This is a genomic window from Rhizobium sp. C104, from assembly GCF_022354505.1.
GTDB lineage: Bacteria > Pseudomonadota > Alphaproteobacteria > Rhizobiales > Rhizobiaceae > Rhizobium > Rhizobium redzepovicii.
This window is the reverse complement of sequence record NZ_CP092348.1, coordinates 3,136,198-3,162,312: the sequence shown is the minus strand read 5'-3', so window position 1 is coordinate 3,162,312 and position 26,115 is coordinate 3,136,198. Positions and strand designations below refer to the sequence as shown.

The 26,115-nt window shown below is 62.1% G+C and carries 27 protein-coding genes and 1 pseudogene; 18 read left to right on the top strand and 10 right to left on the bottom strand.

Annotated elements, in window-relative coordinates; genetic code table 11:
• Positions 1-1,038, top strand: a complete 1,038-nt coding sequence (locus MF410_RS16800) for a 4-hydroxyproline epimerase (protein ID WP_097624716.1) — start codon at positions 1-3, stop codon at positions 1,036-1,038.
• A 38-nt stretch (positions 1,039-1,076) separates the two neighbouring features.
• On the opposite strand, the gene MF410_RS16795 is transcribed toward MF410_RS16800, so the two are convergent.
• The 4 genes from MF410_RS16795 to MF410_RS16780 form a co-directional block, all read right to left on the bottom strand.
• Complete coding sequence (locus MF410_RS16795) at positions 1,077-1,457, bottom strand: TfoX/Sxy family protein (protein WP_097624717.1); 381 nt, start codon at positions 1,455-1,457, stop codon at positions 1,077-1,079.
• On the bottom strand, positions 1,450-1,812 hold the full coding sequence (locus MF410_RS16790) for a nuclear transport factor 2 family protein (protein WP_097624718.1): 363 nt from the start codon (positions 1,810-1,812) through the stop codon (positions 1,450-1,452). The genes MF410_RS16795 and MF410_RS16790 overlap by 8 nt, the downstream gene beginning before the upstream one ends.
• On the bottom strand, positions 1,809-2,390 hold the full coding sequence (locus tag MF410_RS16785) for a TetR/AcrR family transcriptional regulator (RefSeq protein WP_097624719.1): 582 nt from the start codon (positions 2,388-2,390) through the stop codon (positions 1,809-1,811). Before MF410_RS16785 ends, MF410_RS16790 begins: the two co-directional genes overlap by 4 nt.
• A gap of 171 nt (positions 2,391-2,561) precedes the next feature.
• Entirely contained in the window at positions 2,562-3,617 is a 1,056-nt protein-coding gene (locus tag MF410_RS16780) for a helix-turn-helix domain-containing protein (protein ID WP_097624720.1), read from the bottom strand.
• Between the two features lie 162 nt (positions 3,618-3,779).
• Here MF410_RS16780 and MF410_RS16775 point away from each other — a divergent pair, with 162 nt between their 5' ends.
• The 6 genes from MF410_RS16775 to MF410_RS16750 all read left to right on the top strand — a co-directional run bounded on the left by MF410_RS16775 (position 3,780) and on the right by MF410_RS16750 (position 9,278).
• Positions 3,780-4,658 (top strand): ABC transporter substrate-binding protein, encoded by an 879-nt coding sequence (locus MF410_RS16775; RefSeq protein WP_097624721.1) that lies wholly within the window; start codon positions 3,780-3,782, stop codon positions 4,656-4,658.
• 80 nt (positions 4,659-4,738) lie between these two features.
• Complete coding sequence (locus tag MF410_RS16770; protein WP_097624722.1) at positions 4,739-5,491, top strand: amino acid ABC transporter ATP-binding protein; 753 nt, start codon at positions 4,739-4,741, stop codon at positions 5,489-5,491.
• A gap of 5 nt (positions 5,492-5,496) precedes the next feature.
• Complete coding sequence (locus MF410_RS16765) at positions 5,497-6,156, top strand: amino acid ABC transporter permease (RefSeq protein WP_239619902.1); 660 nt, start codon at positions 5,497-5,499, stop codon at positions 6,154-6,156.
• Positions 6,153-6,812, top strand: coding sequence for an amino acid ABC transporter permease (locus tag MF410_RS16760; RefSeq protein WP_097624724.1), 660 nt, complete (start codon positions 6,153-6,155; stop codon positions 6,810-6,812). The genes MF410_RS16765 and MF410_RS16760 overlap by 4 nt, the downstream gene beginning before the upstream one ends.
• A 17-nt stretch (positions 6,813-6,829) precedes the next feature.
• Entirely contained in the window at positions 6,830-8,053 is a 1,224-nt protein-coding gene (locus MF410_RS16755; protein WP_097624725.1) for an Atu1372/SO_1960 family protein, read from the top strand.
• A gap of 1 nt (position 8,054) precedes the next feature.
• Positions 8,055-9,278 (top strand): FAD-dependent oxidoreductase, encoded by a 1,224-nt coding sequence (locus MF410_RS16750; protein WP_097624726.1) that lies wholly within the window; start codon positions 8,055-8,057, stop codon positions 9,276-9,278.
• A gap of 14 nt (positions 9,279-9,292) precedes the next feature.
• Here MF410_RS16750 and MF410_RS16745 read toward each other — a convergent pair whose 3' ends face one another.
• Positions 9,293-9,769 (bottom strand): RbsD/FucU domain-containing protein, encoded by a 477-nt coding sequence (locus MF410_RS16745; protein WP_239619901.1) that lies wholly within the window; start codon positions 9,767-9,769, stop codon positions 9,293-9,295.
• On the bottom strand, positions 9,753-11,000 hold the full coding sequence (locus tag MF410_RS16740; RefSeq protein ID WP_128459321.1) for an ROK family transcriptional regulator: 1,248 nt from the start codon (positions 10,998-11,000) through the stop codon (positions 9,753-9,755). The genes MF410_RS16745 and MF410_RS16740 overlap by 17 nt, the downstream gene beginning before the upstream one ends.
• Before the next feature lie 228 nt (positions 11,001-11,228).
• Here MF410_RS16740 and MF410_RS16735 point away from each other — a divergent pair, with 228 nt between their 5' ends.
• From MF410_RS16735 to MF410_RS16705, 7 genes and pseudogenes are all read left to right on the top strand, one after another.
• Positions 11,229-12,248 carry a sugar ABC transporter substrate-binding protein gene (locus MF410_RS16735; RefSeq protein WP_003556143.1) on the top strand — a complete coding sequence of 340 codons (1,020 nt, stop codon included), beginning with the start codon at positions 11,229-11,231 and terminating at the stop codon, positions 12,246-12,248.
• Between the two features lie 155 nt (positions 12,249-12,403).
• Positions 12,404-13,468, top strand: a complete 1,065-nt coding sequence (locus tag MF410_RS16730) for an ABC transporter permease (RefSeq protein WP_033181456.1) — start codon at positions 12,404-12,406, stop codon at positions 13,466-13,468.
• 2 nt (positions 13,469-13,470) lie between these two features.
• A pseudogene (locus tag MF410_RS16725) lies at positions 13,471-14,252 on the top strand (ATP-binding cassette domain-containing protein).
• Positions 14,249-14,881 carry a nucleoside triphosphate hydrolase gene (locus MF410_RS16720; protein WP_012755862.1) on the top strand — a complete coding sequence of 211 codons (633 nt, stop codon included), beginning with the start codon at positions 14,249-14,251 and terminating at the stop codon, positions 14,879-14,881. Before MF410_RS16725 ends, MF410_RS16720 begins: the two are co-directional and overlap by 4 nt.
• A 72-nt stretch (positions 14,882-14,953) precedes the next feature.
• Complete coding sequence (gene pyrC, locus MF410_RS16715) at positions 14,954-16,000, top strand: dihydroorotase (protein ID WP_130676813.1); 1,047 nt, start codon at positions 14,954-14,956, stop codon at positions 15,998-16,000.
• Between the two features lie 173 nt (positions 16,001-16,173).
• Positions 16,174-17,352 (top strand): GGDEF domain-containing protein, encoded by a 1,179-nt coding sequence (locus tag MF410_RS16710; RefSeq protein ID WP_239619900.1) that lies wholly within the window; start codon positions 16,174-16,176, stop codon positions 17,350-17,352.
• Positions 17,353-17,542: 190 nt separating this feature from the next.
• Positions 17,543-18,079: a glyoxalase superfamily protein gene (locus MF410_RS16705; protein ID WP_130676815.1), complete on the top strand. Its 537-nt coding sequence runs from the start codon at positions 17,543-17,545 to the stop codon at positions 18,077-18,079.
• A gap of 686 nt (positions 18,080-18,765) precedes the next feature.
• Here the strand turns inward: MF410_RS16705 and MF410_RS16700 are convergent.
• Together MF410_RS16700 and MF410_RS16695 are read right to left on the bottom strand one after the other, a co-directional pair.
• Positions 18,766-19,263, bottom strand: coding sequence for an anthrone oxygenase family protein (locus MF410_RS16700; protein ID WP_239619899.1), 498 nt, complete (start codon positions 19,261-19,263; stop codon positions 18,766-18,768).
• Positions 19,251-20,075: an NmrA family NAD(P)-binding protein gene (locus MF410_RS16695; protein WP_130676817.1), complete on the bottom strand. Its 825-nt coding sequence runs from the start codon at positions 20,073-20,075 to the stop codon at positions 19,251-19,253. The genes MF410_RS16700 and MF410_RS16695 overlap by 13 nt, the downstream gene beginning before the upstream one ends.
• A 101-nt stretch (positions 20,076-20,176) precedes the next feature.
• On the opposite strand from MF410_RS16695, the gene MF410_RS16690 reads away from it, so the two are divergent.
• The 3 genes from MF410_RS16690 (at position 20,177) to MF410_RS16680 (ending at position 22,583) form a co-directional block, all read left to right on the top strand.
• Complete coding sequence (locus MF410_RS16690; RefSeq protein WP_003556153.1) at positions 20,177-20,833, top strand: TetR/AcrR family transcriptional regulator; 657 nt, start codon at positions 20,177-20,179, stop codon at positions 20,831-20,833.
• Between the two features lie 71 nt (positions 20,834-20,904).
• The gene (locus tag MF410_RS16685) at positions 20,905-21,594 is read left to right on the top strand and encodes an orotate phosphoribosyltransferase (protein ID WP_003556154.1); all 690 of its coding nucleotides are present in this window, start codon (positions 20,905-20,907) and stop codon (positions 21,592-21,594) included.
• A gap of 62 nt (positions 21,595-21,656) precedes the next feature.
• Positions 21,657-22,583, top strand: a complete 927-nt coding sequence (locus MF410_RS16680) for a carbohydrate kinase (RefSeq protein ID WP_130700812.1) — start codon at positions 21,657-21,659, stop codon at positions 22,581-22,583.
• A 163-nt stretch (positions 22,584-22,746) separates the two neighbouring features.
• Here MF410_RS16680 and MF410_RS16675 read toward each other — a convergent pair whose 3' ends face one another.
• Positions 22,747-23,112, bottom strand: coding sequence for a metalloregulator ArsR/SmtB family transcription factor (locus MF410_RS16675; protein ID WP_027681917.1), 366 nt, complete (start codon positions 23,110-23,112; stop codon positions 22,747-22,749).
• A gap of 168 nt (positions 23,113-23,280) precedes the next feature.
• On the opposite strand from MF410_RS16675, the gene MF410_RS16670 reads away from it, so the two are divergent.
• Positions 23,281-24,243 (top strand): acyl-CoA desaturase, encoded by a 963-nt coding sequence (locus MF410_RS16670; protein WP_239619898.1) that lies wholly within the window; start codon positions 23,281-23,283, stop codon positions 24,241-24,243.
• 63 nt (positions 24,244-24,306) lie between these two features.
• Here MF410_RS16670 and otsA read toward each other — a convergent pair whose 3' ends face one another.
• Positions 24,307-25,722, bottom strand: coding sequence for an alpha,alpha-trehalose-phosphate synthase (UDP-forming) (gene otsA / locus MF410_RS16665; protein ID WP_239619897.1), 1,416 nt, complete (start codon positions 25,720-25,722; stop codon positions 24,307-24,309).
• Between the last annotated feature and the right edge of the window lie 393 nt (positions 25,723-26,115).

The following is a 26,115-nucleotide window of genomic DNA, read 5'->3' as shown; positions in this document are numbered from 1 at the left end:
ATGAGATGGAAGCGCACGATCCAGCTGCTGGACGTTCATGCCGAAGGCGAGATCGGCCGCGTCGCGATCGGCGGCGTGCCGAAGATCCCCGGCGAGACCATCGCCGCTCAACTGCATTGGCTGAACACCGATCCGAAGGGTGACGAGCTGCGCCGCTTCCTCTGCCTGGAGCCGCGCGGCGCCCCGATTGGCTCGGTCAACCTGCTGCTGCCGGCAAGGCATCCGCAGGCGGATGCCGCCTTCATCATCCTGCAACCGGATCAGGCGCATGCGAGCTCCGGCTCGAACTCGATCTGCGTCACGACGGCTTTGCTCGAATCCGGCATCGTCGAGATGCAGGAGCCGGAGACGATCGTGACGCTCGAAACCGCGGCCGGCCTCGTCAAGGCGGTAGCAACCTGCCGCGACGGGCGCTGCGAGAAGGTCAAGCTCACCATGGTGCCTTCCTTCGTGCACGAACTCGACGTCGAGATCGACACGCCGCATTGGGGACGGATCAAGGCCGATCTCTGCTATGGCGGCATCTTTTACGCCCTGGTCGATGTCGGCCAGATCGGTTTGACGATCGAGGAGGCCAATGCCGCCGGCCTCGTCCAGGCCGGCATGATCCTGAAAGAGCTGATCAACCGCGACATCACAGTCGTCCATCCCGAGATTCCGGCGATATCAGGCGTCGCCTATGTGATGTTCCGCGATAGCGAGGCCGACGGCACGGTGCGCACCTGCACCACCATGTGGCCGGGCCGGGCCGACCGCTCGCCCTGTGGCACCGGCAATTCCGCCAATCTTGCCGCGCTCCATGCCCGCGGCAAGGCGAAAGTCGGCGATGTCTTCACCTCGAAATCGATCATCGGCTCCGAGTTCGAGGTCGGGCTGCAGGCGGTGACCGAGGTGGCCGGCCGCCCGGCCGTCATCCCAACAATCACCGGCCGCGGCTTCACCTTCGGCCTCACCCAGGTGGCCCTCGACCCCTTCGACCCGCATCCCGCAGGCTTCGCGCTGACGGATGTCTGGGGGCCGTCGGCGGGAGAGATCTGAACGCCCAAGGCCACGATGGGCCGGGGTGGATATGGGCATCAACCAGATATGCTGCCGGCGAGGTTGGCGTTTGAGCGTTTGCGGCCGGGCAGCGGGGTCGCGTCAATTGCCCGCTCCGAGCACCTGCGCAGCAGCGAGGGATCGTCGATCACATGCGCCGGCACCGCGTAGTAGCGGCGAACCGTCACATCCCTGCCGGCAGCGCGGTAGCTGAACGGTTCCGAGCCATCTGCCTCGAACTCCGCGCGCATCGCGGCGTCGACGCGCAGATACAACGTGCCCTTCATGACGAATCCGAACTGCGCGCCGTTTCGGACGAGGGCGGATCCGCCGAAGAACCGCCTTACATCGATGGCGCCCGGTGGGGCGATCTGGCTCGCAAATTCGAGCGCCAACTGGCGTGTCGCCTCGCTAGTCATGGGGCTGCCCCGCCGAAGGATCAAAGAAGCCGGTGATCGCGCTGAGCCGGCCATCGGACATCGCCGCGAAGCTTGTCCCCGTCTGCAGGACGGTCTCGTCGTCGTGGCGCAGTTCCCAGCGTGCCAGCGAACGTTCATTGTGATGGAGGACGCTCAATATTATGAACCGGCCTGCCGGCATACTCTCCTTGAAGCCGGCCATGTAAGTCGAGAGACCGGCTCGCCCGGCGATCGCTCCATTCGGATCGCAATAGGTCACATCGTCGGCGAGGCAAGCCGACATTTCCGACTCGCGCGCGTCAGCGTCCAACGACCAGATGGCCGCATATCGATCCCATAGCGCCTCAGGCGTCATAACAGTATCTCCAGTTGATTGAATTCGTCTTCGATCGCCTGCCGCAGGCGGGCTTTGTCTTCGCCGCCGCGAATGAGCACGAGGAGGCCTTGATAGAGGGCAAGAAGACGGACGGCTGTCCGGTCCGCCTTGGCTTCGTCCGCGTCTCGAGCCACAATCGACGACTCGCCGAGCCTCGAGCGGAACGTGCTGCGAAGAAGACCAAGCGCTGCTTCGACACGGGGATGCGTTTTGACCTCACCTCCAAATTCCACAGCCATGTTGGTGATCAGGCAGCCCAGGGAACCGTTGTCGGGCTCATGCAGCAGTGAAAGGAACAGTTCGCGCAAGCCTTTAAGGCCGCTCCCCGGCGGCGCAAATCGCTCGATCCGCCCCTCCAGGACCGTCCGGTTATAATGTCTGAACGCCGCGTCGAAGAGGCCGGCCTTGTCGCCGAAGGCGTGATAGATGCTCCCGCCTTTGAGGCCCGTCGCCTCTTCCAGGTCTCGGATCGACGCACCTTGATAGCCGTGCTTGCGAAAGACCTGCATCGCGCCCTTCAACACCGCCTCCTCATCGAATTCCCGCGTTCTGCCCACACTCGCCTCGATTCTTTATTGATCGTTCTAGAATGACCGATCAAGAATGCGAGTGCAAGGCCTTTCGTAAACTTTCACCAATCATGCCTCCGATGTCGCTGGCGAGATGGGCAACGTGACGAGATTAAGGATTCCGTCGCGGATAGGCCGCGTAGCCGAAATCGAGATCCCTTATCTCAATTGCCGCGGCGACTGGTTGAATTTCTGGCGGAAAGCCGTTGCGAAATGTGCGGCATCCGAAAAGCCGGTCTCGAAGGCGATCTGCGTCATCGAGAGCGTGCTGTTCTCCACCAGAAAGCGGGCATAACGCAGGCGGGTCTCGATGATGAACCGCTTCGGGGTCATGCCGATGCCTTGCTGGAACAGGCGCCCGAACTGACGCGGCGACAGCCCGATCATGCTGGCTGCCTGCTCGGGTGATACGTCGCGGCCCTTGCGGCTCTCGATCAAAACGACCGCGCGCTGAATGCGGGAATCCTCGACATGTCGAAAGCTGGAAACCCGGCCTTGGTCGAAAGCGCTCAAGCCCTTGTGCTCGGTCAAAGACAGCTGGTGAACTGCCTTGGCCGCCCGGTCGGGACCGCAATGGGTGCCAATGAGTTCCGTCATCAACGACAGGATCGAGACGCCGCCGGGAACGGTGATGCGGCCGTTCTCGATCAGGAAGTCGTCGCGCGTCGAGAATGCCTGGCGCGGAAAGGCGATCTTGAAATCCTCGGCATGGAAGGGATGAACGGAGGCTTTGCGCCCGGTCAGCAGGCCCTCTTGGGCGAGTACGAAGACGCCGGTGCAGACGCCGATCACCGGGACTCCGGCGGATGCGGCGACCCGAAGGTAGTCGCGATGCTTGCTGGGTGCTGCGCGTAGATGCGGCAGGAGACCGCCGATGACGGCGATATAGTCGAAGTCCGTCGGGTTGATATAGGGCGCATCGGCCTGCACGCGGATGCCGCAGCTCGCCACCGCGGCGTGGCCCGGCGCTCCCATGATCGACCAGCGGCAATGCAGGGGTCGGGAGTTGTCGGCAAAATCGGCCGCATGCCGCAAGGGCTCGACGATCCCGGTCAGCGACATCATCGGGAAGCTCGGCCAGAGCAGAATGCCAATGGAGAGATCGGCCTTGCGGTCTCGGGCCGCCAAAAGCCGTTCGGCCCACAATCCATCGAGCCAGCGGACATAGTCCGGCTCGATGGCCGGTGCATCTGAAGGGGTGGCGTCTGTGTTCATGGCGGCCGACCTTAAGTCAGCCATGTCGCTATTTCAAAGAAAATGTCCGATTTCTAAAATTCAACGCCGCCTTTCGGTGGCAAGCTCTCTCTCGTCGAACTCGACATCCGGCGACAAGACCCACCGGACCGGGGAACCAAAAACAAATCAAGGATCAGAACAATGGCACTTTCTCTTTCGAGAAGGGTGGTGATGTGCGCGCTGCTGGCAGGCAGCTTCATGGCATCGGCACCGCTCGCAAACGCATTCGAACTTGCCGAGCAGGGCAAGCTGACGGTCGCCTTTACGGGAGACATGCCGGGCTCCGGCTGGCAGGACGGCAAGCTGATCGGCTACGATGGCGAGATCATGCAGCGCATCGCCGACAAGCTCGGCCTCAAGATACAGCCGGCGCTGATGGAATGGTCGGGTACGATCGCCTCCGTGCAATCCGGTCGCGTCGACGTGATGCTCGGCACGATGGGCTGGACTGAGAAACGTACGAAGATCATGACGTTGTCCGAGCCGATCCATTATTTCAAGAACGGCATCATGCAGTCGAACAAGACCAACTGGGATAAGCTTTCCGACCTGGAAGGCAAGAAGGTCGGCACGATCACCGGCTTCTCCTTTGTCCCGGAACTGAAGATGATCAAGGGCATTGAGCTCTCGCTCTACGACACATCCGACGCTGCCGTGCGCGATCTCATTGCCGGGCGTATCGATGCCGTCATCGGCGACCCCCCGGTGGTTTCCTACGCCATCAAGCAGAACCCGGATTGGAACATGCACTTCCTTGCCTTCACGGATAACAGCGCGGATTTCCCGCTGCTCACCGGGCTCGGTCAGGTCGTCTATGGTCTCAACCAGAAGAACGACGATTTGCGTCAGAAGATGGACGCGATCATCGCCGATATGTGGAAGAGCTGTGAGATGAAAGAGATCGGCGCACGCTACGGATTGTCCGCCGATGTCTGGTTCAAGCCGGTGGGTGCAAACTTCCGTGCCGGCGTCGACCGCCCCGGCGATTACAAGCTTCCCTCCTGCGCAGCCGGCGGCTGACCGGGCTGACGGATGAAGGCTGCGGCAAGCGGCCTTCATCCGACCTCTTCGCCACGACACAACAGCATAAGGAAACTGCGATGAATGCGCTTTTGAGCGTGGCGGGCCTGCGCAAGAGTTATGGCCCTGTCGAAGTCCTGAAGGGGATCGATTTTACCGTCGCGCCCGGTGAGAAGATTGCCCTGATCGGCCCCTCGGGCTCCGGGAAATCGACCTGTCTGCGCTGCATGAATTTTTTGGAGAAACCGAGTGCCGGTGAGATCTGCCTCGATGGCGAGCGGATCGGCGTTCGCAACGGCCAGGTGATGAGAGATCGGCAGCTTGCGCCACAGCGCGCCGAGATGGGCATGGTCTTCCAGCTCTTCAATCTCTGGCCGCATCTCTCTGTGACGGAAAACGTTGCGATCGCGGCACGCAAGGTCCGCGGCCTGTCTGCCGGCGAGGCGCGCGAATTGGCCCTGGAGATGTTGGCGAAAGTGCACATGACGCACCGCGCCGATGCCTCGCCGCTGGAGCTGTCCGGCGGCCAGCAGCAACGTGTGGCCATCGCGCGGGCGCTCGCCCAGAAGCCGAAACTCATGCTTTTCGACGAACCGACTTCAGCTCTGGATCCCGAACTGGTCCATGAAGTTCTGAAAGTGATGGAAGAGCTCGCCGCCGAAGGACGCACGATGCTGATCGTTACGCACGAGATTGCCTTTGCCCGCGACATCGCTGACCGGGTGCTGTTCCTCGACGGCGGAAAGATCGTCGAGGCCGGGCCGGCGCGCCAGGTCATTACCGCGCCGCGCGAGGCACGCACGCAAGCCTTTCTCAACAAGATCCGGCACTAGGCGCCATGAGCGGATTCTCGCTATTCCTCTCCGTCGTTAATGGGCTCGCCGCCGGGCTTGAGGTAACCGTCCTGGTGACGCTGGCCTCGCTGGCTTTTGCAACCGGCGTCGGCTTCCTCCTCGCCCTCGTCAGGCAATTCACCGCCATCAGGGTCGTCAATCTGGCGATCGACGCCTATTGCGAAATCCTCTGCAACGTGCCGGCCCTGACGCATCTGTTCATCCTCTATTTCGGGCTTGCCAGCATCGGCGTGAGGCTGACCTCGATTGCTGCCGCCATTCTGGGTCTCGGACTGATCGGCGCAGCCATTACCTCATCGATCTTCCGTGCTGGTTTCGCCTCTTTACCAAAAGGCCAGGCGGAGGCGTCGCTTGCTGCAGGTCTGACGCCGCTCCAGACGATTTTCGAAATTTTGACGCCGCAGGCCATGCGGATCGCGCTGCCGGCGCTCGGGAATTACGCGGTGCAGTTCCTCAAGGACACCTCAGTCGTCTCGGCCATCGCGGCGCCTGAAATCATGTTCTTCGCCCGCTCCATGGTCACCTCGTCCTTCCAGACAACGATGATCTACGCGACGGCGGCGGCACTCTATCTGCTGCTGAGCCTGCCATTGATGCAGGTGACGCGATTCCTCGAAAGACGTTACGGGAGGCTGAAAGGATGATCGGGTTTTTCGCACCCTACCGCGACTATGGTGGCGAATGGCTGCCCTTGTTGTTGCGGGCAATGGTGAATACGGCAGTGCTTTCCGTATGTGCCTTTGCTCTGGCGCTCGTGCTCGGTTTGCTGCTTTCGCTGTGCCAGAGATCAGATTTCCAGGCGTTACGGCATTTCGCGGCCCTTTATGTGACGGTCGTGCGCGGCGTGCCGCTGCTCGCGGTGCTGTTTCTGCTTTACTTCGGCCTGCCCGGCATTGGGATCGTCTTCGATGCTTTCGGCGCGGCGATCGCAGGTTTGGCGCTGTGTTTTGCGGCTCAGATCGCCGAACTCTTCCGGGCCGGGCTGAAGGCGATCCCGGCGGGGCAGCGCGAGGCGGCCCTGGCTGTCGGTCTCACGCCGGTCCAGAGCTTCCGGCTGATCATCTTCCCGCAGGTCGTCCGCGTCATCCTGGCGCCGATGATCGTCACCTTCGTCGCGCTTCTCAAGGATTCCTCGCTCGCATCGCTGATCACCGTCAACGAACTGGTTCTGACCGGCCGGGCGATGGCGACCGAGTATTTCCTGCCGCTGCAGATCTATGTGGCGGTCGGCCTCTGCTACTTCGCGATCGCCTGGCCGTTTTCTGTCTTCTCCCGCCGGCTTGCCGTGCCCGCCCGCTAAATCATAAGGTTCAGACCATGACCACCGATATGACCGTTGCCGCGGTCACCGCGTTTCCCGCCGCGCCGGCACGTAAGGCCCGCCCCCTCATTCTCATAACGCCCGATCTCGACGAGACGCCGCAACAGCCGACGGAATGCGAATATGTGGTGCGCTCGAACTATGCCGAGGCCATCACCAGCGCCGGCGGGGTGCCGCTGATCCTGCCCTATGACGCCGAAAACATCGAGGCGGCGCTGGCGCTTGCCGATGGGATCGTCCTGACCGGCTCCCGGCCGGGGGCCGAAGTGGCCGATCGGCGCCGCGACTTCGAGCGTCAGCTGGTGGCCAAGGCGCTGACGGCAGGCAAACCGCTGCTCGGTATCTGCCATGGCATGCAGCTGATCGGCGAGTGCCTCGGCGGCGAGTTCCTCAGCGAGCTTCCGGCCGCCGGCATTTCGCACATCCCGCAGGACCTGCCCGATGAACTGGCGCACGAGATCATCGTCGAGCCCGGCAGCCTGCTTGCCGGCTGGGTCGGGACGGGGCCGACCCGGGTCAACAGCCTGCATCGCCATGCGCTGTCCGGTCACGGGCGCTTTCGCATCATCGCGCGGGCACCCGATGGGATCATCGAGGCATTCGAGGGCGAGACCGAGGCATTTTGCCTGGGGATCCAGTGGCATCCCGAATACCGTCTGACGGCCCTCGATCTGGAAATTCTCAAGGCTTTCGTCGCGCGCAGCGCCGAAGCCGGCAAAAGCAGAAGGGCTGATCCCGGCATGAGCGCAAGCGATGCCGTGCACAGGCGTCTTGCCGTCCTCGGCCTCAGTTTACCGGAAGCCGCAATGCCGCCCGGGGCTTTCGCCGGCGCTGTGCGAACCGGCAATATCGTCACCATGTCCGGTCAGGTGCCGGTGACCGGTGGAGCTGTTCGGCGAACCGGTCGGCTCGGGGCGGATGTCTCGATCGAGGAGGGCCGCGAATGCGCGCGGATCTGCCTTCTCAACCTGCTTGCTCAGCTTGAGCGCGCCGGTGGTGGGTTCGACAAGGTGCGCGGCTTCGTGCGGCTTGCGGGCTATGTTGCCGCAACGGATGATTTTACCCGCCATGGGGCGGTCGTCGACGGCGCGTCCGAGCTGCTGCGCGATCTGTTTCCGGATCGGTGGGAGCACGCCCGCATTGCGATCGGCGTGTCATCTCTTCCGCGGGGCGTTCCGGTCGAAATCGAGCTGACCGCGCTTGTGGGAAGCGAGGTCTGACATGGCGCGCATCGCAGTCATCGGCGCAGGCGTGATCGGCGTTTCCTCGGCCTATCTTTTGGCCAAGGCAGGGCACGATGTGACGCTTATCGATGCAGCAGCCGAACCCGGCAGCGGCGCCAGCGCCGGCAATGCCGCGCAGCTCTCCTGGGCCTATGGCGATGCGATGGCATCTCCCGGGCTGCTCAGGCATCTGCCGGCCATCGCTCTCGGCCGCGACCCCGCCTTCCGGATTCGCTGGCAGCTCGACCCGGATTTTTTTCTCTGGGGGCTGCGCTTCCTCGCCAACGCGTCATTTTCGCGATGGTGGAGCAATACCCGGGCCATTCTGGAACTCGCCGGAGAGTCCCGCCGCGAACTCGCATTGCTGGTGGCGGAAACCGGTCTGTCCTTCGACTACCGGCTTGCGGGAAAGCTGCATCTCTATCCGGATCAGCGTAGCTTTGCCGCGGCCCAATCAGCCGTCTCACGGAAAAATGCACTCGGATTCGAGCAGCAGATGCTCTCGAACGCGGAAGCCCAGGAGATCGAGCCTGCCCTTGCCGGCTACCAAGGCGAAATCGCCGGTGCGGTCTACACGCCGGGTGATGCGCTCGGCGATGCAGCCGGCTTTTGCCGTCAGCTGACACACCATATTGCTCAGCACCACCGGGTGTCGCTGCTCTTCGGCCGGAAAGTGGCGGGCTTCTCACGACAGGCGGACAGGCTTGCGGCCGTGAGGTTCGACGACCGGGAGGAACTCGCGGTCGATACCGCCGTCGTCGCTGCGGGCGCTCAGGTCCGTCTGCTTGCCGCGGAGCTGCCGGAGGTCCGCCCGGTGCGTCCGGTGAGAGGCTATTCGCTGACCGTGCCGCGGACCGCTGCCGCACCCGCCATCAGCCTCACCGACGTAAAACGCAAGCTGGCTTTCGCATCGATCGGGGATCGTTTCCGCGTCGCCGGTCTTGCCGATATCGACCGCCCGGGCGCGGGCTTCGACCCGGCGCGTTTCGAAGCGCTGCGCGGCGCAGCCGTCGGCGTCCTGCCGGCCCTCTTCAAGAACAGCGTCGTTCTGATGCGATGGTCAGGCGAGCGGCCGATGACCCCGTCATCCCGCCCGATCATCAGGCCCTGCGAGCATCTGAAAGGTGTTTACATCAACACCGGCCACGGAATGCTCGGCTGGACCTTGGCATTGGGCTCGGCCCGAAAAATGGTGGACCTGATCGCCACACAGACGAGATGATGACTAGACGATAGCTAGTAAACGAACGGATCCACCCCGGCCGCCGACGGTGTGCCCGGCTCTTTCGGATAGATCACGCCCTTGCGCAGGATGATGTTGGCGTAGAGCCTGGGCTCGCCGGTCTGGATCAAGGCATGGGCAGTCTTCACCCTTCCGTAGAAATCCTGGCCGACGAGCGGCACCACCGGCCGGTGCGGTTCGTGGCGGGCGCAGCAGTCGATCATCTCCTCATGCACGGGGTCGAGCTTGTCGCGCTCGGCCTTGACGGTCGAGCGGAAGATCGCCTCCGCCACGAAATCGTCGATCGGCAGCACGCTGAGCACGGCGTTCAGAACCGGGACGAGGTGGTGGCCGTCGAGCCGGATCAGCCGGCGGGCATGTTCGACGCCCGGATAATTGCCGTCGACGATGGCGATCTCGTCGCCGTGGCCCATGGCGCGAAGCGTCAAAAGCAGCTCCGGGCTCAGCAGCGGATCAAGTCCTTTCAGCATGGTCTACCTCCTTGAAGAGTACGTTCTGGTCGGTGAGGTACCGCGCAAAGATCGGCAGGCTGGCGCCGCCGATGGCACGCGCCTGGGCGCCGACCGCGCCCTCGATGATTTCGGGCATGACGACGCCCTGCAGGTCGAGCTTGGCGGCTTCGTCGATGGTGGCCTGCACCACCCGGCTGCGCACCCAATCGGGAAAGCCGCCGTCGATGACGGCCGCGCTGAAATCGACGATCGAGGCGGCGGCAACGATCGCCTGCGCCAGCGCCTTGGCGCTATCCTGGATCCAGGCTTCCATCGGCTCGCCGAAATCCACCCAGCCGTCGGCGGAATACCAGAGCGGCTCGGGATCGATGCCGCGCTCGCGCAGCATGTTTTCGAGCACGAAAATCGAGGCGATTTCAAGCAGCTGCATCGTCTCGCCGTTCTTGCCGCGCACCGGCAGCGGCCCGATCGCGCCCGCCGTACCGGTGCGGCCGGAAAAGATCGCCGAATTGAGCACAATGCCGCCGCCGATGAAGGAGCCGATGAAGAAATAGACGAAATCCGGATAGGACGGCCCGACGCCGAAGACCAGTTCGGCGCCGCAGGCGCTGGTCGCATCGTTCTGCAGAAAGACCGGATGGGAGACGCGGGCGGCGATGTCGGCCTGCAGGTCGACATCCCGCCAGACCTCCATGGCGCCGACCGGAGCTCCCACCTCTTCGGCCCAGTTCCAGAGTTCGAAAGGGGCGGCGATGCCGAGGCCGGCGATGCGGCCGCGCTGCTTGTCGTCGAGCCGGTCTTCGAGTTCCTGGATGCCCGAGGTGACGAAGTCGAGGATTTCATCCGGCAGCGGATAGGCATAGGTGCGGTGCAGCTGCATGCGGATGCGGCCGACGAAATCCATCAGCACCAGATCGGCGCTGCGCCGGCCCATCTTCAGGCCGAAGGAATAGACGGCATCGGGATTGATATGCATCGGGATCGACGGCTGGCCGACACGGCCGCGCACCGGTTCTCCGCGCGACAGTAGCCCTTCCTTCTCCAGCACCCGCATGATGACGGAGACTGTCTGCGCCGACAGCCCGCTGCGGCGTGCGATATCGGCCTTCGACAGCGCGCCGTAGAGACGCACCAGCGACAGCACGAGCCGTTCGTTATAGGCTCGCACCCTGACCTGGTTCGCACCTCCGGCCGGATTCAGAATTGGTGGCGGGACCGGCGTGTGTTCCGGTCCATCCAAGGACGACATGGCCGCTCCTCCCGATTGTTGGCCTATGCCCTAATTCGATCGAGCATGCCACATCGAATTAATAATTCAATTGGATTTATTTATTGACAAGCCAATTTCTTTTCGCTCTTAATTGCCGTCGTCAAGGGCACGGGACCGCTGGGAGGCATTAGCGATCCACGGCGAAGTGTCATATCTTAAGCTTCCGGCCCCGCAGGGGCGGCGCCGGCAAACTCTGGGAGGAGTTCCATGAAGAAATCTGTTCTCGCTTTCGGCGCGCTCGCGCTTGGTGTCACCTTTTCCGCTCCTGTCATGGCGGCTGACGTTGCTGCCTGCCTGATCACCAAGACCGACACCAACCCCTTCTTCGTCAAGATGAAGGAAGGTGCGACGGCCAAGGCCAAGGAACTCGGCGTCTCGCTGAAGTCCTATGCCGGCAAGGTCGACGGTGACAGCGAAAGCCAGGTCGCAGCGATCGAAAGCTGCATTGCCGACGGCGCAAAGGGCATCCTGATTGCTGCTTCCGACACCAAGGGCATCGTCTCTTCGGTCAAGAAGGCCCGTGATGCCGGCCTGCTGGTCATCGCGCTCGACACACCGCTCGAGCCGGCCGATGCTGCCGACGCCACCTTCGCCACCGACAACCTGCTCGCCGGTAAGCTGATCGGCCAGTGGGCCAAGGAAACGATGGGCGACAAGGCCAAGGATGCCAAGGTCGGCTTCCTCGACCTGACGCCCTCACAGCCGACGGTCGACGTTCTCCGTGACCAGGGCTTCATGATGGGCTTCGGCATCGATCCGAAGGACCCGAACAAGATCGGCGACGAGGACGATGCCCGTATCGTCGGTCATGACGTGACCAACGGCAATGAAGAAGGCGGCCGCAAGGCCATGGAAAACCTTCTGCAGAAGGATCCGAGCATCAACGTCATCCACACGATCAACGAACCGGCCGCTGTCGGCGCCTATCAGGCGCTGAAGGCCGTCGGCATGGAAAAGAACGTGCTGATCGTCTCGGTCGACGGCGGTTGCCCGGGCGTGAAGTCGGTCAAGGAAGGCGTCATCGGCGCCACCTCGCAGCAATATCCGCTGATGATGGCAGCCCTTGGCGTCGAAGCGATCAAGAAGTTCGCCGACAGCGGTGAAAAGCCGAAGCCGACCGAAGGCAAGTCCTTCTACGACACCGGCGTCTCGCTCGTCACCGACAAGCCGGTTTCCGGCGTCAAGTCGATCGACACCAAGGAAGGCACGGACAAGTGCTGGGGCTGAGGCCTGATTGTTGAAAGCAGACCGGCCGGGGCTTGATCCCCGGCCGTTTTCGACGGACGATGTGCCGTCGCCTCACGAACCGGCTAATCAAAGACCGGATGGATATCGGTGACGGCCCCCGCGCGAGTTCGGCGCGCGGATGCGGAGGAGGAACCATGACCGGAACACAGGAATTCGAACGTGTCCTCGACGGCAGCGACAAGAGCGTTGCCTCCTTCGAGCACGAGAAAATCTCGCTGATCAAGCGCGCGCAGCATTTTCTGCACTCGACGCCGGCCGCCGTGCCGCTGATCGTGCTGGTGCTGGCGATCGTCATCTTCGGGATCACCATCGGCGGACGGTTCTTCTCGTCCTATACGCTGACGCTGATCCTGCAGCAGATCGCCATCGTCGGTATTCTCGGCGCCGCCCAGACGCTGGTCATCCTGACCGCCGGCATCGATCTTTCGATCGGCGTCATCATGGTGATCTCGGCGGTGATCATGGGCAATGTCGCCATCACTTACGGCATACCGACGCCGATCGCGGTCGCAGCCGGCATGCTTGTCGGCGGCCTTTGCGGATTGCTGAACGGCTTCCTCGTCGCCTACATGAAGCTGCCGCCCTTCATCGTCACGCTCGGCACCTGGAACATCGTCATGGCGACGAATTTCATCTATTCCGCCAATGAGACGATCCGCGACACCGACGTCGACGAAAAGGCGCCGCTGCTTCATCTTTTCGCCGTGAGCTTCAAGCTCGGCAGCGCCGTGCTGACCCTCGGCGTCATCGCCATGGTGCTGCTCGTCCTGGTGCTCTGGTATGTCCTTAATCACACCGCCTGGGGCCGGCATGTTTATGCGGTCGGCGATGATCCGGAGGCAGCCAAGCTCTCGGGCATTCAAACCAAGAAGGTGCTGCTGACCGTTTACGCCATATCAGGCGTCATTGCCGGCTTGGCCGCCTGGGTCTCGATCGGCCGCAATGGCTCGATCTCGCCGTCCTCGGCCGTCACCGATTTTAACCTCCAGGCAATCACCGCGACTGTGATCGGCGGCATCTCGCTGTTCGGCGGCCGCGGCTCCATTCTCGGCACGCTCTTCGGCGCGATGATCGTCGGCGTCGTCTCGATGGGCCTCAACATGCTCGGCGCCGACCCGCAATGGAAAGTCCTTTTGACAGGCGTGCTGATCATTGCCGCCGTCGCCATCGATCAGTGGATCAGAAAGGTTTCGGTGTAATCATGGCTCGCGAACCCCTTCTCACCGCCCGCGGTCTCGTCAAGCGTTATGGCCGCGTGACCGCACTCGACAATGCCGATTTCGACCTCTATCCGGGTGAAATCCTCGCCGTCATCGGCGATAACGGCGCCGGCAAATCCTCGCTCATCAAGGCGATATCGGGTGCCGTCACCCCGGACGAGGGGTGATCACGCTCGAAGGGCGGCAGGTGCAGTTCCGCTCGCCGATGGAAGCCCGTGAGGCCGGCATCGAGACCGTCTATCAGAACCTCGCCTTGTCGCCGGCGCTGTCGATCGCCGACAACATGTTCCTCGGCCGCGAGATCCGCAAACCGGGCGTGCTCGGCTCGATGTTCCGCATGCTCGACCGGCCGGCGATGGAAAAGCTGGCGCGCAACAAGCTCTCCGAACTCGGCCTGATGACCATTCAGAACATCAACCAGGCGGTGGAAACGCTCTCCGGCGGTCAGCGCCAGGGTGTTGCGGTCGCCCGTGCCGCCGCCTTCGGCTCGAAGGTCATCATCATGGACGAACCGACGGCGGCGCTTGGCGTCAAGGAAAGCCGCCGCGTGCTGGAGCTGATCCTCGACGTGCGCGCCCGCGGCCTGCCGATCGTGCTGATCTCCCACAACATGCCGCATGTCTTCGAGGTGGCCGACCGGATCCATATCCACCGCCTCGGCCGGCGGCTGACGGTGATCGATCCGAAGGAATACACCATGTCCGACGCCGTCGCCTTCATGACCGGCGCCAAGGCGGTGCCGACGGAGCCCGTCGCCGCATGAACGCACGCATCGATGAAATCGCCGGCGAGGTGCTTGACCGCGCCGGCCATTCCAAGCGTTTCCTGGTCGCCATCGCCGGACCGCCGGGTGCCGGCAAATCGACCATGGCCGACAATCTGGCGGAAGCGCTGAAGGCCAAGGGTGAAAGTGCCGAAGTCCTGCCGATGGATGGCTTCCACATGGACAACGCCATCCTGATCGAACGCGGCCTGCTGGCGCGCAAGGGGATTCCCGAGACCTTCGATGTCCGCGGTTTCCTCGATATCATCCGCGCCGTCAGGCTGGCCGATCAGGAGGTTCTGGTGCCGGTCTTCGACCGCTCGCGTGAACTCGCCATCGCCTCGGCCCGCCCCGTTTCCCCCGATCACCGCTTCATCATCGTCGAGGGCAATTATCTGCTGTTTTCGCTGGGCAAATGGGCCGAACTCGAAGGCGTCTTCGACTTTTCGATCATGCTGGCGCCGCCGATCGAGGTCCTCGAGGAACGCCTCTGGGCGCGCTGGCGCGGCTACAACCTCACCGAAGAGGCCGCCAACGCCAAGGTCTACGGCAATGACCTGCCGAACGGCCGGCTGATCCTCGAAAACCGTCGCCCGGCCGATGTGACGCTGGAGATCGCGCTGGCGTGATGCCGCGGCGATTGTTTTCATGTAAAAGATAGTGCTATCGAGACGGCAGACGCATCGCTTCGGAGGCCTGCCATGCAATCGATCACCATCCGCCGTCCTGATGACTGGCACCTGCATCTGCGCGACGGCGCCATGCTGGAGGGCGTGATCGCCGATACGAGCCGCACCTTCGCCCGCGCCATCATCATGCCCAATCTCGTGCCGCCGGTCGTCACGTCAGCTGACGCCAAGGCCTATCGCGAGCGCATCCTCAAGGCCTTGCCTGATGGCCATCGTTTCCAGCCGCTGATGACGCTTTATCTGACCGAACATACCAGTCCCGATGACGTGGAGGAGGGGAAGAACAGCGGCCTCATCACCGCCGTCAAGCTTTATCCCGCCGGTGCCACGACCAATTCGCATGGCGGCGTGCGCGACATGGAAAAGGCGATGCCGGTGCTGGAGCGCATGGCGAAGATCGGCCTGCCGCTCTGCGTCCATGGCGAGGTGACGACGCCGGAGGTCGATATCTTCGATCGCGAGGCCGTCTTCATCGACACCGTGCTCGATCCGCTGCGCCAGCGCCTGCCGGAACTGAAGGTAACGATGGAGCATGTGACGACGTCCGATGGCGTCGATTACATCAAGGCGGCCAAGGGCAATCTCGCTGGCTCGATCACCACCCACCATCTGATCATTAACCGCAACGCCATCCTCGTCGGCGGCATCCGTCCGCATTATTACTGCCTGCCGGTCGCCAAGCGCGAAAACCACCGGCTGGCCTTGCGTGCGGCGGCCGTCAGCGGCGACCCGCGCTTCTTCCTCGGCACGGATTCCGCTCCGCATGTCGATCCGCTGAAGGAATGCGCCTGCGGCTGCGCCGGCATCTATACCTCGGTCAATACGATGAGCTGCCTTGCCCATGTCTTCGAACAGGAAGGCGCCCTGGAGCGGCTCGAAGCCTTCGTGTCGCTGAACGGGCCGGCCTGGTACGGGCTGCAGCCGAACGAGGAGCGCATCACCCTGTCGAGGCAGGCCGAACCGGTCATCTTTCCCGCGAGGATTGAAACCGGCGCCGGTCCGGTGACGGTGTTCGATCCGATGTTTCCCCTGCATTGGCAGGTGGTTCAGCAGGCGTAAGCTTTCAAATTTCAATTTTAAATAGAATATTCATCTTAAACTTCGGCGCGACGTTAAACGCGTAACATTTGCATTGTGCAGTGCATCATTTGTTAACGGATGCATAAGACATTCCTCCTCGCAGGCCGATAAGCTGCCATTCGAAGCGACAATAGCTGCGGAGACTGAAAAGCATGATGCTTGACTATAACTCCCTCTTGTTGGCGCTCGGCGTCTCCGCGGCCTGCCTTGCGGTGACGCTGATGGGCAGCTGGCTTGTCCGCCGCTCCGAAACCGTGCTGCTCACCGCCACCGTCGGCCTTGTCCTCGTCGTCAGCGGCATTTTCGTCTATAGCGCCTTTGTCAATACGCCGGAGACATGGCTCGGCGTCGCCAATTTCGTGCTGTTTCACGCCGGATTTGCCACCATCTGGGGGGCCGGCAAACAATTCCTCACCGGCCGGGTGTCTCTCCTCGCCATCGCGGTCCGCGCGCTTGCGGCGATGGTCTTCTCCGTCGTGCCGATGCTGGCAGGCTATGACGGGCTGGCCTTCATCGCCGACAATCTTGCCATCGCCCTTTTGCTCTTTGCCACCGCCCGGCAATATTGGCTCGCCCGTGCCGAAGCACCGGCGCCGCTGCTCGGCATCACGGTGCTTTATACGTTGACGGCGATCTCCTTCGTTCTCTGCGCCGCCGTGCTGATCTCCGACGGCAAGCTGGTGCTCGGCAAAGCTCCCAGCAACTGGGCCGAAGATCTGAGCCTTGCCGTCTGCATCGCCGGCATGACCGGGATCGGCGCGCTGTCGCTGGCGCTGCATCAATGGCGGCTCGCCGCCCGCCATCGTCTCGATGCGATCACCGATCCGCTGACCGGCCTGCTCAACCGCCGCGCCCTCTTCGACCAATACGGCACGCGTCCGATGGGAACGACCACCGCCGTCATCGTCTTCGATATCGACCATTTCAAATCCGTCAACGATCGCTTCGGCCATGCCGCCGGCGACCGCGTGCTCAAGGTCTTTGCCGGCGAACTTTCGGCCCATTGCCGCACCGGCGACACCGCTGCCCGGCTCGGCGGCGAGGAATTCGTACTGGTGCTGAAGGAGATCATGCCCGGCCGGGCGGAACTCAGGGCCGAGCGCATCCGCCGGGCGTTCGAGGCGCGCGAGATCCATATCGATGACGAAGTGCTGACATGCACGGTCAGCGTCGGCGTTGCCCCCGGCCGTTCGAAGAGCTTGGATTTCGACACCATGCTGAGTGCCGCCGACAAGGCGCTCTACGTCGCCAAGCGCGCCGGCCGCAACCGGGTCGAGCTTGCCAGCTACCTCAAGGCGGTTCCCGTCGAGGCAACGCGCACCGCGTCTTGATTCCTGACCGACCCTCTCATATTATCGCCCTCGGCCGGATGCGGCCAGCCGCCCCGCGACGCTTCTGCGTTATGGTGAATGCATCCAGGCAACATCCTTCACATCCCTTGCCGTTTGGCGATCGATGGCGAACGGGTCAGCAGACGCGGGCACTGATCTTCCTGTTTGCCGCCAACGGAAGGATGACATCATGCGCGATTTTCGCGATGCCAAGCTCATGGCAAAGACATTGCGGCAGGTCCTTGCCGACCGCGACATTTCGCTGACCCACAGCGAGACGCTCGAAATCGTCGCCCGGCAATTCGGGCTCGAACAATGGAATATCCTCTCGGCAAAGATCGATGCGGCAGGAGCCAACCCCTCTGCCGTCGGCATCGAGCCGCCAATGCCGATCTTCCGCATCTTCTCGGTCGAAAAGGCCATGGAGTTCTATTGCGGCTTTCTCGGCTTCCATCTCGATTGGGAGCACCGCTTCGGCGAAAACTTTCCGCTCTATTGCCAGGTCTCGCGCGACGGCATGGCGCTGCACCTGAGCGAACATTCCGGCGACGCCAGCCCCGGCGCCAAGGCCTTCGTCCGCGTCGCCAATATCAGGGCCTATCACGCCGAACTCTCAGGCAAGGACTACCGCTACATGAAGCCCGGCGTCGAGCAAGCGCCGTGGGGGCTGGAGATGACCGTCACCGACCCCTTCAGCAACCGCATCGCCTTTTGTGAACAGACGTAGACTTATGGGATAACTAAGGTCACGGCTTGGCTCCCTCTTCTCCCCAGCGGGGAGAAGGTGGCCCGAAGGGTCGGTTGAGGGGGCGGCACGGTACATCCTATAAGTTGCCCTTCGCTTACGCTCCGTGCATTCGCGGCCTTGCCGCTCACCCCCTCATCCGCCTGCCGGCACCTTCTCCCCGCTGGGGAGAAGAGACGTGTAGCAGCGCCGTGCCGTTTCTTCTTCAGTCAGAGCAAGATATATCGGGCGAAAAGTTGCTCGCTTCTTCTTCCAGCTGTCCGGTCTAAAAGGGCGCAACGCCAGCGCGATGGGGTCGCGTTCATGCCTGCCGAGAGGAACAAAATGAAATACCTTCCAGTCTTCGTCTTAACGCTTCTGGCGATTTTTTTCGGATGGTTATTCTATGAAAGGTACTGGAAGTTCCGAGATTGCATATCGCAGGCCTTATCAAGTTGCCTCACTCCCGACGGTGATAACCTGACGCAAGGCGGCTCTCTGTGGGCTGGTTTGGCGGGTCTGTTCTTGTTGCTCGCGGTGATCTCAGCCTGGCGCGTTTTCCGGGGCCGGTGACCGAGGCGGAAGCGAAGCTGCGGCACCCTCCAATCTGCGTCATTCAGAGGTGCGATCCGCAGGATCGCCTCGAAGGACACGCCGCAACGGTGCTCCCTGCATGCCTCCGCCTCTTCTCAAACGATCATCAACGCCCGCACGAAGGCCACCGAGGCAATCAGCGAGGCGATGGTCCGCACATGGTTCCACCACGTCCAGTCCCTGACATAAGTGGTCCAGAACTCGACCGCTTCCGGCCCATTGCCGCCGACCTTTGCCAGCGCATCGTTCATCGGCACGTTGAAGATGATGGTCGAGAGGAAGGAGGCGAAGATGTAGAGGGTTGCTCCCGCCAGCATCAGAAAAGATGCCCCGCCGCGCCAGTCGATGAGGGCGAGCACGGCGATGACGAGGCAGAGGATCGCCGTCGGCATGAAGAGGCCCATGAAGGGCGAACGGACGATCGTCACGTTGATCGAGTTCATCGCCGCAATGCCTTGCTCTGCCGGGATCCGCGAGAAGGCGGTCATGATAAAGGTCGAGAAGGCAAAGAAGATGCCGGCGACGAGGCCGCTGCCGATCGCCGCGGCGACGAGGGAGAGGATGAGAATGATCTGCATGGTCAGGCGCTCCATATTCCGGTTGCCACGGTCCGGTGGGCATATTCGCTCAAATCGGTGGCGGGACGGCCGAGAATTTCGGCGACGCCGCCCATCACGTTGGAATTGCGGCCATCGAGGACCTGGCCGAAGAGCTCCTCCAGAAGTTCGATCAGGCCCTGCGGCAGGCCGGCATCCGCAAGCCCGCCGGTGAAATCCGCCATCGACACCTGCTCATATTCGATCGGCCGCCCGGCGGCCTGAGCGATCTCGGCGACCGCCTGGCGGAAGGTCAGCGCCCGCGGGCCGGTCAGCTCGTAAGTCTTGTTGCGATGGCCGGGATCGGTCAAGACGGCGACGGCAGCATCGGCAATATCGTCTGCATCGATGAAAGGTTCGCCGATCTCGCCCGCCGGCAATTGCAGCCGGCCGCCAATGATCTGCTCGACAAAGGCGCCCTCGCTGAAATTCTGGCAGAACCAGGAGGCGCGCAGGATGGTGGTGTTTATGCCGGACGCTTTCAGCGCCGCCTCGCTGCGCTGCGCGCCCTCTTCGCCGCGGCCGGAAAGCAGCACGATATGCTCAAGGCCACATTCCACCGCGACCTTGGCGAGCGCTTCGATCGCCTCCGCCGCCCAGGCGACGGATAGGTCCGGCTGGAAGGCGACATAGGCGCTCGATGCGCCGTCAAGCGCGCCGCGCCAGGTCGACCTGTCCTCCCAATCGAAGGGCCATGCGCTGGAGCGCGATGCCGCGCGGGCAGTGAGGCCCCGCTCTTCCAGGCGCTTGATGATACGGCCGCCGGTCTTTCCCGATCCACCGACGAGGACGATTTCGGAAGTCTGCATGTCAAAACTCCTCCCAAACTTTGAAAACAAGAGAAACTCTCTCATTTGCAAAATGAGATAATCTCTCTTATTTTGTGTGTCAACGTGGAAAAGGAGAGAGCATGTCGGAACAGCCGGTCGCAACGCGCAGGCGCCAGCAGGAGTCTACCGGCCAGCTGCGTCGCATCCCGAGCCAGCAGCGCGGCCGCGAACGCTTCGAAAAGATCCTCACTGTGGCCGCCGAGCTGATCGAAAGCCACGGCAGCGACGGCCTGAAGATGAGCGAGATCGTCGAAAAGGCCGGTCTTTCCTTCGGCGCTCTCTACCAATATTTCCCCGACAAGACCTCGATCATCCGCACATTGGCCGAGCGCTTCAACGAAGAGGGCAGGCGGTGCGTCGAAGAGGAACTGGCGAAGGTGACCGACGCTGCGGCCCTGCAGGGCGCGCTCGCCAATATCGCCGATGAGTATTACGCCTTCTTCCGCCGCGAGCCCGTCATGCGCGACATCTGGCATGCGACCCATACCGACAAGCTGCTGCAACAGGTCGATGCCGAGGACATGGAATTTCATGCCCAGGCATTTCTCGCCGTGCTTATCCGTCTATGGCCGGATCGCGACCGCAAGGAGCTGCTGGCGATCGCCCGGCTGACGATGCAGCTTCTTGCCGCCGCCGTGCGTTATGCGGTGTCGCTGAATGCGGAGGAGGGCGCCCAGGCGATCGCCCTCTTCAAGAAAATGCAGATCGTTGATATCGGCCGCCTGCTGCAGCAATAGCCCGCCTTTCGTCTGGAAACGGCGGGCTCTTGCTGCTATTCCCGCAAGGATCCAAGCCGAAGGAGAGCCGTATGATCCAGACCACATTTCCCGACCGCGCCGTGATGGCAGAATTGCTGGCCAAGATGCTCTGGGAAATCAAGGCGGTGCATTTTAATGCCGCTCAGCCCTATAAACTCTCCTCCGGCATGGCGAGCCCCGTCTATATCGATTGCCGCAAGCTGCTCTCCTTCCCCCGCATCCGCTCGACGGTGATGGATTTCGCCGCCAGCACCCTGCTACGTGACGCCGGTTTCGAGCAGTTCGATTGCATCGCTGGCGGCGAGACCGCCGGCATTCCTTTCGCCGCCCTGCTGGCCGATCGCCTCGGCCTGCCGATGATCTATGTCCGCAAGCAGCCGAAGGGCCATGGCCGCAATGCCCAGATCGAAGGCAACATGCCGGAAGGGTCGCGCGTGCTCGTCATCGAAGACCTGACGACAGCCGGCGGCAGCATGTTCAAGTTCATCGATGCCGTCCGTGCTGCCGGCGGCATCGTCGATCATGGCATCGCGCTGTTCTTCTACGGCATCTTCGGTGAACAGCGCTTTGCTGACGGAAAGGTCAGGCTGCATCACATCGCCACCTGGCGGAATGTTCTGGCCGTCGCCAGGGAGCAGAAGCTCTTCGACGACAAGACGCTGTCGGAAGTCGAGGCCTTCCTCGATGCGCCGCTGGCCTGGTCGGGAAGGAATGGTGGCGTGAGTGAGCTTTCGCTCTAGCTGGTTGACAAAAGCTCGCTTAATCGGTTGATGAACATATCAGTGCTGTTGGGAGGAATACGATGATTTTGTGCTGCGGCGAAGCCTTGATCGACATGCTGCCGAGGGACACCACTCTCGGTGAAAAGGGCTTTGCGCCCTATGCCGGCGGCGCGATCTTCAACACCGCGATCGCGCTCGGCCGCCTCGGCATCCCCACCGCCTTCTTCACCGGCATTGCTGATGACATGATGGGCGAAATCCTGCTCGCGACGCTGAAGGCGAGCAACGTCGATTACAGCCCATGCGCCATCACGCCGCGTCCCTCGACGATCGCCTTCGTCAAGCTGGTCAACGGCCAGGCGACCTATGCCTTCTACGACGAGGGCACGGCCGGCCGGATGATCACCGCGGCCGACCTGCCTGTTCTCGGCGATGATTGCGAGGCGCTGCACTTCGGCGCGATCAGCCTGATCCCCAGCCCCTGCGGCGAAACCTACGAAGCCTTGCTCGACCGCGAAGCCGCAAGCCGCGTCATCTCGCTCGATCCGAACATCCGTCCTGGTTTCATCAAGGATAAGTCGTCGCACATGGCCCGCATCAAGCGCATGGCCGCGAAAGCCGACATCGTCAAGTTCTCCGACGAGGACCTCGAATGGTTCGGCCTGCAGGGCGACCATGATGCGCTCGCCGCCCATTGGCTGAACCACGGCGCCAAGCTCGTCGTCATCACCAAGGGCGCGGAAGGCGCTTCCGGTTATACCAAGGACCGCAAGGTCACGGTGCCGAGCGAACGCGTCACCGTCGTCGACACGGTCGGCGCCGGCGACACCTTCGATGCCGGCATCCTGGCTTCCTTGAAGATGGATGGTCTGCTGACCAAGCCTCAGGTCGCCTCGCTCGACGAAAAGGCACTCCACAACGCCCTGACCCTCGGCGCCAAAGCCGCCGCCGTCACCGTCTCCCGCGCCGGCGCCAATCCGCCCTGGGCGCGCGAGATTGGACTTTAAGGCTTAAGCCCGAGTCTGCCCCTCATCCGGCTGCCGCCACCTTTTTCCCCGCTTGCGGGGCGAAGGGGGGTGTGCCGCAATGCCGGCGAAGCCGGTCTGCCCAAAACAAGATGAACACCCATGCGGGCTTCGACCGCGCCGGCATCGTCTTGACATCCTGTGCTCAAGGCAATTCTTTCGTACGCGCGCGCGCCTTGCTTTCCTTCTTGATCGGCCGACCGACCGGGCAGACCTCCTGTACGAAGCCGTTGAGCGTATTGACGAGATTGTTCTCGATCAGGGAGTAGTGGACGAACTGGCCCTGTTTCTCTCGTCTGATCAGTCCCGCAGCTTCGAGGATAGAAAGATGCTGCGAAACGGCTGGCTTGGACATGCTGAAGCGGTCAGCGATCTCGCCAGCGGTCAGGCCCGACGCTGAGAGATAGGCGAGGATCTTCCGGCGTGGCGCACTGGACAGCGCGTGGAATACCCGCTGGGCGGCGCTGACGGAGCTGCCTTCTACAGCGTCATCGAAAGTCTCTTCGTCCAAGTCCGGTCTCCGTGCCTGCGGCATCATCGCATCGATGCGTTAATCAATTAAGCAATTAATGTATTGCTTAATTGATTCTATTCGTGCAAAGTAATTAGGTAATTGCTTAAATAATGAATTGATGGGCGATGTTCAAGTGGAAATGCGCCCGATGGGAGGGAGTTTGCCATGAGCAGTATTTCCACTGGACGCATGATCGACAACGGAAGCGATCCGGTGAAGGGCAGAGTGGTCTGGATGCCTGCAAAGTCGATCTGGATCACTGCCATGACGTTGATTGCCATCATTGGCGGCCCACTGACCTTCGCCTGGAGCGCCTTTGCCGTCTTTATCCTCTTGACCGCCATCACGATCTGCCTTGGTCATTCGGTCGGCATGCACCGGCTGCTGATTCATCGCTCATTCAGCACTCATATCTGGATCGAGCACGTTCTCGTCTACCTCGGTACGCTGGTCGGCATGGCCGGCCCCTTCGGCATGATCTATGCGCACGACATTCGCGACTGGGCGCAACGTCAGCGAGACTGCCATGACCTCTATGCCCATCGGCGGCCTTTCTTCATCGATGCCTTCTGGCAGATGCATTGCATCGTGGCGCTGGACCATCCGCCGCGTTTCGTCCTCGACGAGCGCGAGCGGCGCGACCGCTTCTATCGTTTCCTGGAAGCGACATGGATGGCGCAGCAGATCCCCTTGGAACTCGCGCTCTTTGCGCTCGGCGGACTGCCATGGGTGGTTTGGGGTATTGCCGTGCGGATATCCGTGTCGCTGACCGGACACTGGCTGGTCGGTCATTTCGCGCATCGAGTTGGCCATCAGGGCTGGAGTGTCGATGATGTCGCGGTACAGGGCTATAATCTACCGCGTTTCGGGCTGGTGACCTTCGGCGAGAGCTTCCACGGCAACCATCACGCTTTCCCGGAATCGGCTCGGCTCGGCATCGAGCCGGGGCAGCTGGATCTCGGCTGGTATTTCATCCGGCTGCTGGCAAAGCTCGGTCTGGCTTCGGCGATCAAGCTCCCACACACGATCGTGCCAAGGCGGGGATTGAGACGCATCGACGCAATTGTAACGGCGGGCGACAGTCATCCGCCACATCACGCAGCAGGTCGCGCGGAATCTCGCACGTAAGTGCCTCCTCCTGCCGCTACGTCTCGATTCCCTCTTCTTCCCTCAGGTCCGAACGCCGATCGATCAGGAGCCTGTCCGGGAGTCACGCTCCAGTCGAGGCTCGGGAGCAAGTACCAAGTCTCCCAAGAAGTTTTCGCACCAAAGTGAGACGTCGTGGGTTAGCAGATGCTCCATCATCATACTCCAGCGGTCGCGGCGCTCCTCCAGCGACATGGCAAGGCCCTTGGCGATGGCATTGGCAGTGCCTTCGACATCGTAAGGATTGACCAGCAGTGCGCCCTTCAACTCTCGAGCCGCGCCGGCGAAACGCGATAGCACCAATACGCCCGGCCGATCGGGATCCTGGGCGGCAACATATTCCTTGGCGACGAGGTTCATGCCGTCGCGCAACGGCGTGACCAGCCCGATCGTCGCCAGCCGGTAGAGGCCGGCGAGCACGTTGCGACTGATCGATCGGTTGACATAGCGGATCGGCACCCAGTCGACCGTTCCGATGGCGCCGTTGACGCGCCCGGCCTGTTCGGCGACCATCCCCTGCATATGCTCGTATTCGGGAACTTCCGATCGCGACTTTGGCGTGACCTGCAGATAGGTGACCTTGTTCTGGTAGGCAGGATTGCTGGTCAGGAAGCGTTCAAACGCTTCCAGTCTCTGAATGATGCCCTTCGAATAATCGAGGCGGTCGACCCCGATGATCATGTCCCGGCCTTCAACGCTGCGCCGGGTCTTCTGTACCATGACGTTGTTTGCGGCTTTTTCGGCGAATTCGGCGAATCCAGCGGTTTCGATGCCGATCGGATAGGCGCCGGCCTTGAAGACCCGCCCGTGCGAATCGAACAACCCGTTGCCGAGGTCGTCGCCGATGCCCTCCCTTCTGAGATAGCCCGCGAAGTTCTGCAGGTCGTAGTCGGTCTGGAAGCCGACGAGATCGTAATGCGAGAGCCCGCGCATGATTTCCTCGTGGACCGGCATGGTGACGAGAATGTCCGCCGGCGGCCAGGGGATATGCAGAAAGAAGCCGATCCGGTTCTTCAGCCCCATCTGGCGGAGTTCGGCCGCCAGTGGAATGAGGTGGTAATCGTGAACCCAGATAATATCATCAGGCTCGATCAGCGGCGCCAGCCGGTGTGCAAAGAAGCGGTTGACGCGGAAATAACCGGCCATTTCCTTCCGGCCATATTCGGCGAGATCCAGGCGGTAGTGGCAGATCGGCCAGAGAACGCGGTTTGCAAAGCCGCGATAGTATTCTTCGACGTCGGTGTCGGTGAGGTCGGTCAGGGCATAGGTGATGTTGCCCTTCTGCAGTTGTGACAGCGCGCCCGGTTCCCTGTCGCCACTCAACTCTCCCGACCACCCCATCCAGATGCCGCCGCGCTCCTGCAAGGCTGCCTGTAGCGCGACGGCAAGGCCGCCGGCAGCAGCACCCCCATCTTTGCTCGGCACGGGAACACGATTGGAAACGACGACAAGACGGCTCATGGAGTTCCTTTGCCTGAGAGCGGTTCAGCTTTTTATGGAAGCGCCTGCTCATCGGCCGATGGGATTGATGGAACGGAGCGTCGTCCCAGGCTTGATAGGCCATGTCTTGGGAAGCAGCCCCTGCACAGAATTTGCTTAAATCTAGGGTGATTGCCGAGAAATGAAAGAATTCCTTCTATAATTTTCCATTAGAAGAACATTTCATCCGCTTCCGCACGACGAGCGTCTGTGCGGCGGCGCACCAGATCCTACTGATATCGGTTTAACATTTGCGGCTGTGATGATGATGTCGGCGCTCGTCGCGATGTCGGCCCGTGGATGGCCTGCGCGGGTCACAGCCCGCCGCGGGACGCCGCTCCCAGGAATGGGGCCGTCGGAGGACGGGCATAAACG

Coding starts and splice junctions, on each gene's coding strand:
- MF410_RS16800 (WP_097624716.1), top strand. CDS start 1: ATGAGATGGAAGCGCACGATCCAGCTGCTGGACGTTCATGCCGAAGGC.
- MF410_RS16795 (WP_097624717.1), bottom strand. CDS start 1,457: ATGACTAGCGAGGCGACACGCCAGTTGGCGCTCGAATTTGCGAGCCAG.
- MF410_RS16790 (WP_097624718.1), bottom strand. CDS start 1,812: ATGACGCCTGAGGCGCTATGGGATCGATATGCGGCCATCTGGTCGTTG.
- MF410_RS16780 (WP_097624720.1), bottom strand. CDS start 3,617: ATGAACACAGACGCCACCCCTTCAGATGCACCGGCCATCGAGCCGGAC.
- MF410_RS16775 (WP_097624721.1), top strand. CDS start 3,780: ATGGCACTTTCTCTTTCGAGAAGGGTGGTGATGTGCGCGCTGCTGGCA.
- MF410_RS16770 (WP_097624722.1), top strand. CDS start 4,739: ATGAATGCGCTTTTGAGCGTGGCGGGCCTGCGCAAGAGTTATGGCCCT.
- MF410_RS16765 (WP_239619902.1), top strand. CDS start 5,497: ATGAGCGGATTCTCGCTATTCCTCTCCGTCGTTAATGGGCTCGCCGCC.
- MF410_RS16760 (WP_097624724.1), top strand. CDS start 6,153: ATGATCGGGTTTTTCGCACCCTACCGCGACTATGGTGGCGAATGGCTG.
- MF410_RS16755 (WP_097624725.1), top strand. CDS start 6,830: ATGACCACCGATATGACCGTTGCCGCGGTCACCGCGTTTCCCGCCGCG.
- MF410_RS16750 (WP_097624726.1), top strand. CDS start 8,055: ATGGCGCGCATCGCAGTCATCGGCGCAGGCGTGATCGGCGTTTCCTCG.
- MF410_RS16745 (WP_239619901.1), bottom strand. CDS start 9,769: ATGCTGAAAGGACTTGATCCGCTGCTGAGCCCGGAGCTGCTTTTGACG.
- MF410_RS16740 (WP_128459321.1), bottom strand. CDS start 11,000: ATGTCGTCCTTGGATGGACCGGAACACACGCCGGTCCCGCCACCAATT.
- MF410_RS16735 (WP_003556143.1), top strand. CDS start 11,229: ATGAAGAAATCTGTTCTCGCTTTCGGCGCGCTCGCGCTTGGTGTCACC.
- MF410_RS16730 (WP_033181456.1), top strand. CDS start 12,404: ATGACCGGAACACAGGAATTCGAACGTGTCCTCGACGGCAGCGACAAG.
- MF410_RS16720 (WP_012755862.1), top strand. CDS start 14,249: ATGAACGCACGCATCGATGAAATCGCCGGCGAGGTGCTTGACCGCGCC.
- pyrC (WP_130676813.1), top strand. CDS start 14,954: ATGCAATCGATCACCATCCGCCGTCCTGATGACTGGCACCTGCATCTG.
- MF410_RS16710 (WP_239619900.1), top strand. CDS start 16,174: ATGATGCTTGACTATAACTCCCTCTTGTTGGCGCTCGGCGTCTCCGCG.
- MF410_RS16705 (WP_130676815.1), top strand. CDS start 17,543: ATGCGCGATTTTCGCGATGCCAAGCTCATGGCAAAGACATTGCGGCAG.
- MF410_RS16700 (WP_239619899.1), bottom strand. CDS start 19,263: ATGGAGCGCCTGACCATGCAGATCATTCTCATCCTCTCCCTCGTCGCC.
- MF410_RS16695 (WP_130676817.1), bottom strand. CDS start 20,075: ATGCAGACTTCCGAAATCGTCCTCGTCGGTGGATCGGGAAAGACCGGC.
- MF410_RS16690 (WP_003556153.1), top strand. CDS start 20,177: ATGTCGGAACAGCCGGTCGCAACGCGCAGGCGCCAGCAGGAGTCTACC.
- MF410_RS16685 (WP_003556154.1), top strand. CDS start 20,905: ATGATCCAGACCACATTTCCCGACCGCGCCGTGATGGCAGAATTGCTG.
- MF410_RS16680 (WP_130700812.1), top strand. CDS start 21,657: ATGATTTTGTGCTGCGGCGAAGCCTTGATCGACATGCTGCCGAGGGAC.
- MF410_RS16670 (WP_239619898.1), top strand. CDS start 23,281: ATGAGCAGTATTTCCACTGGACGCATGATCGACAACGGAAGCGATCCG.
- otsA (WP_239619897.1), bottom strand. CDS start 25,722: ATGAGCCGTCTTGTCGTCGTTTCCAATCGTGTTCCCGTGCCGAGCAAA.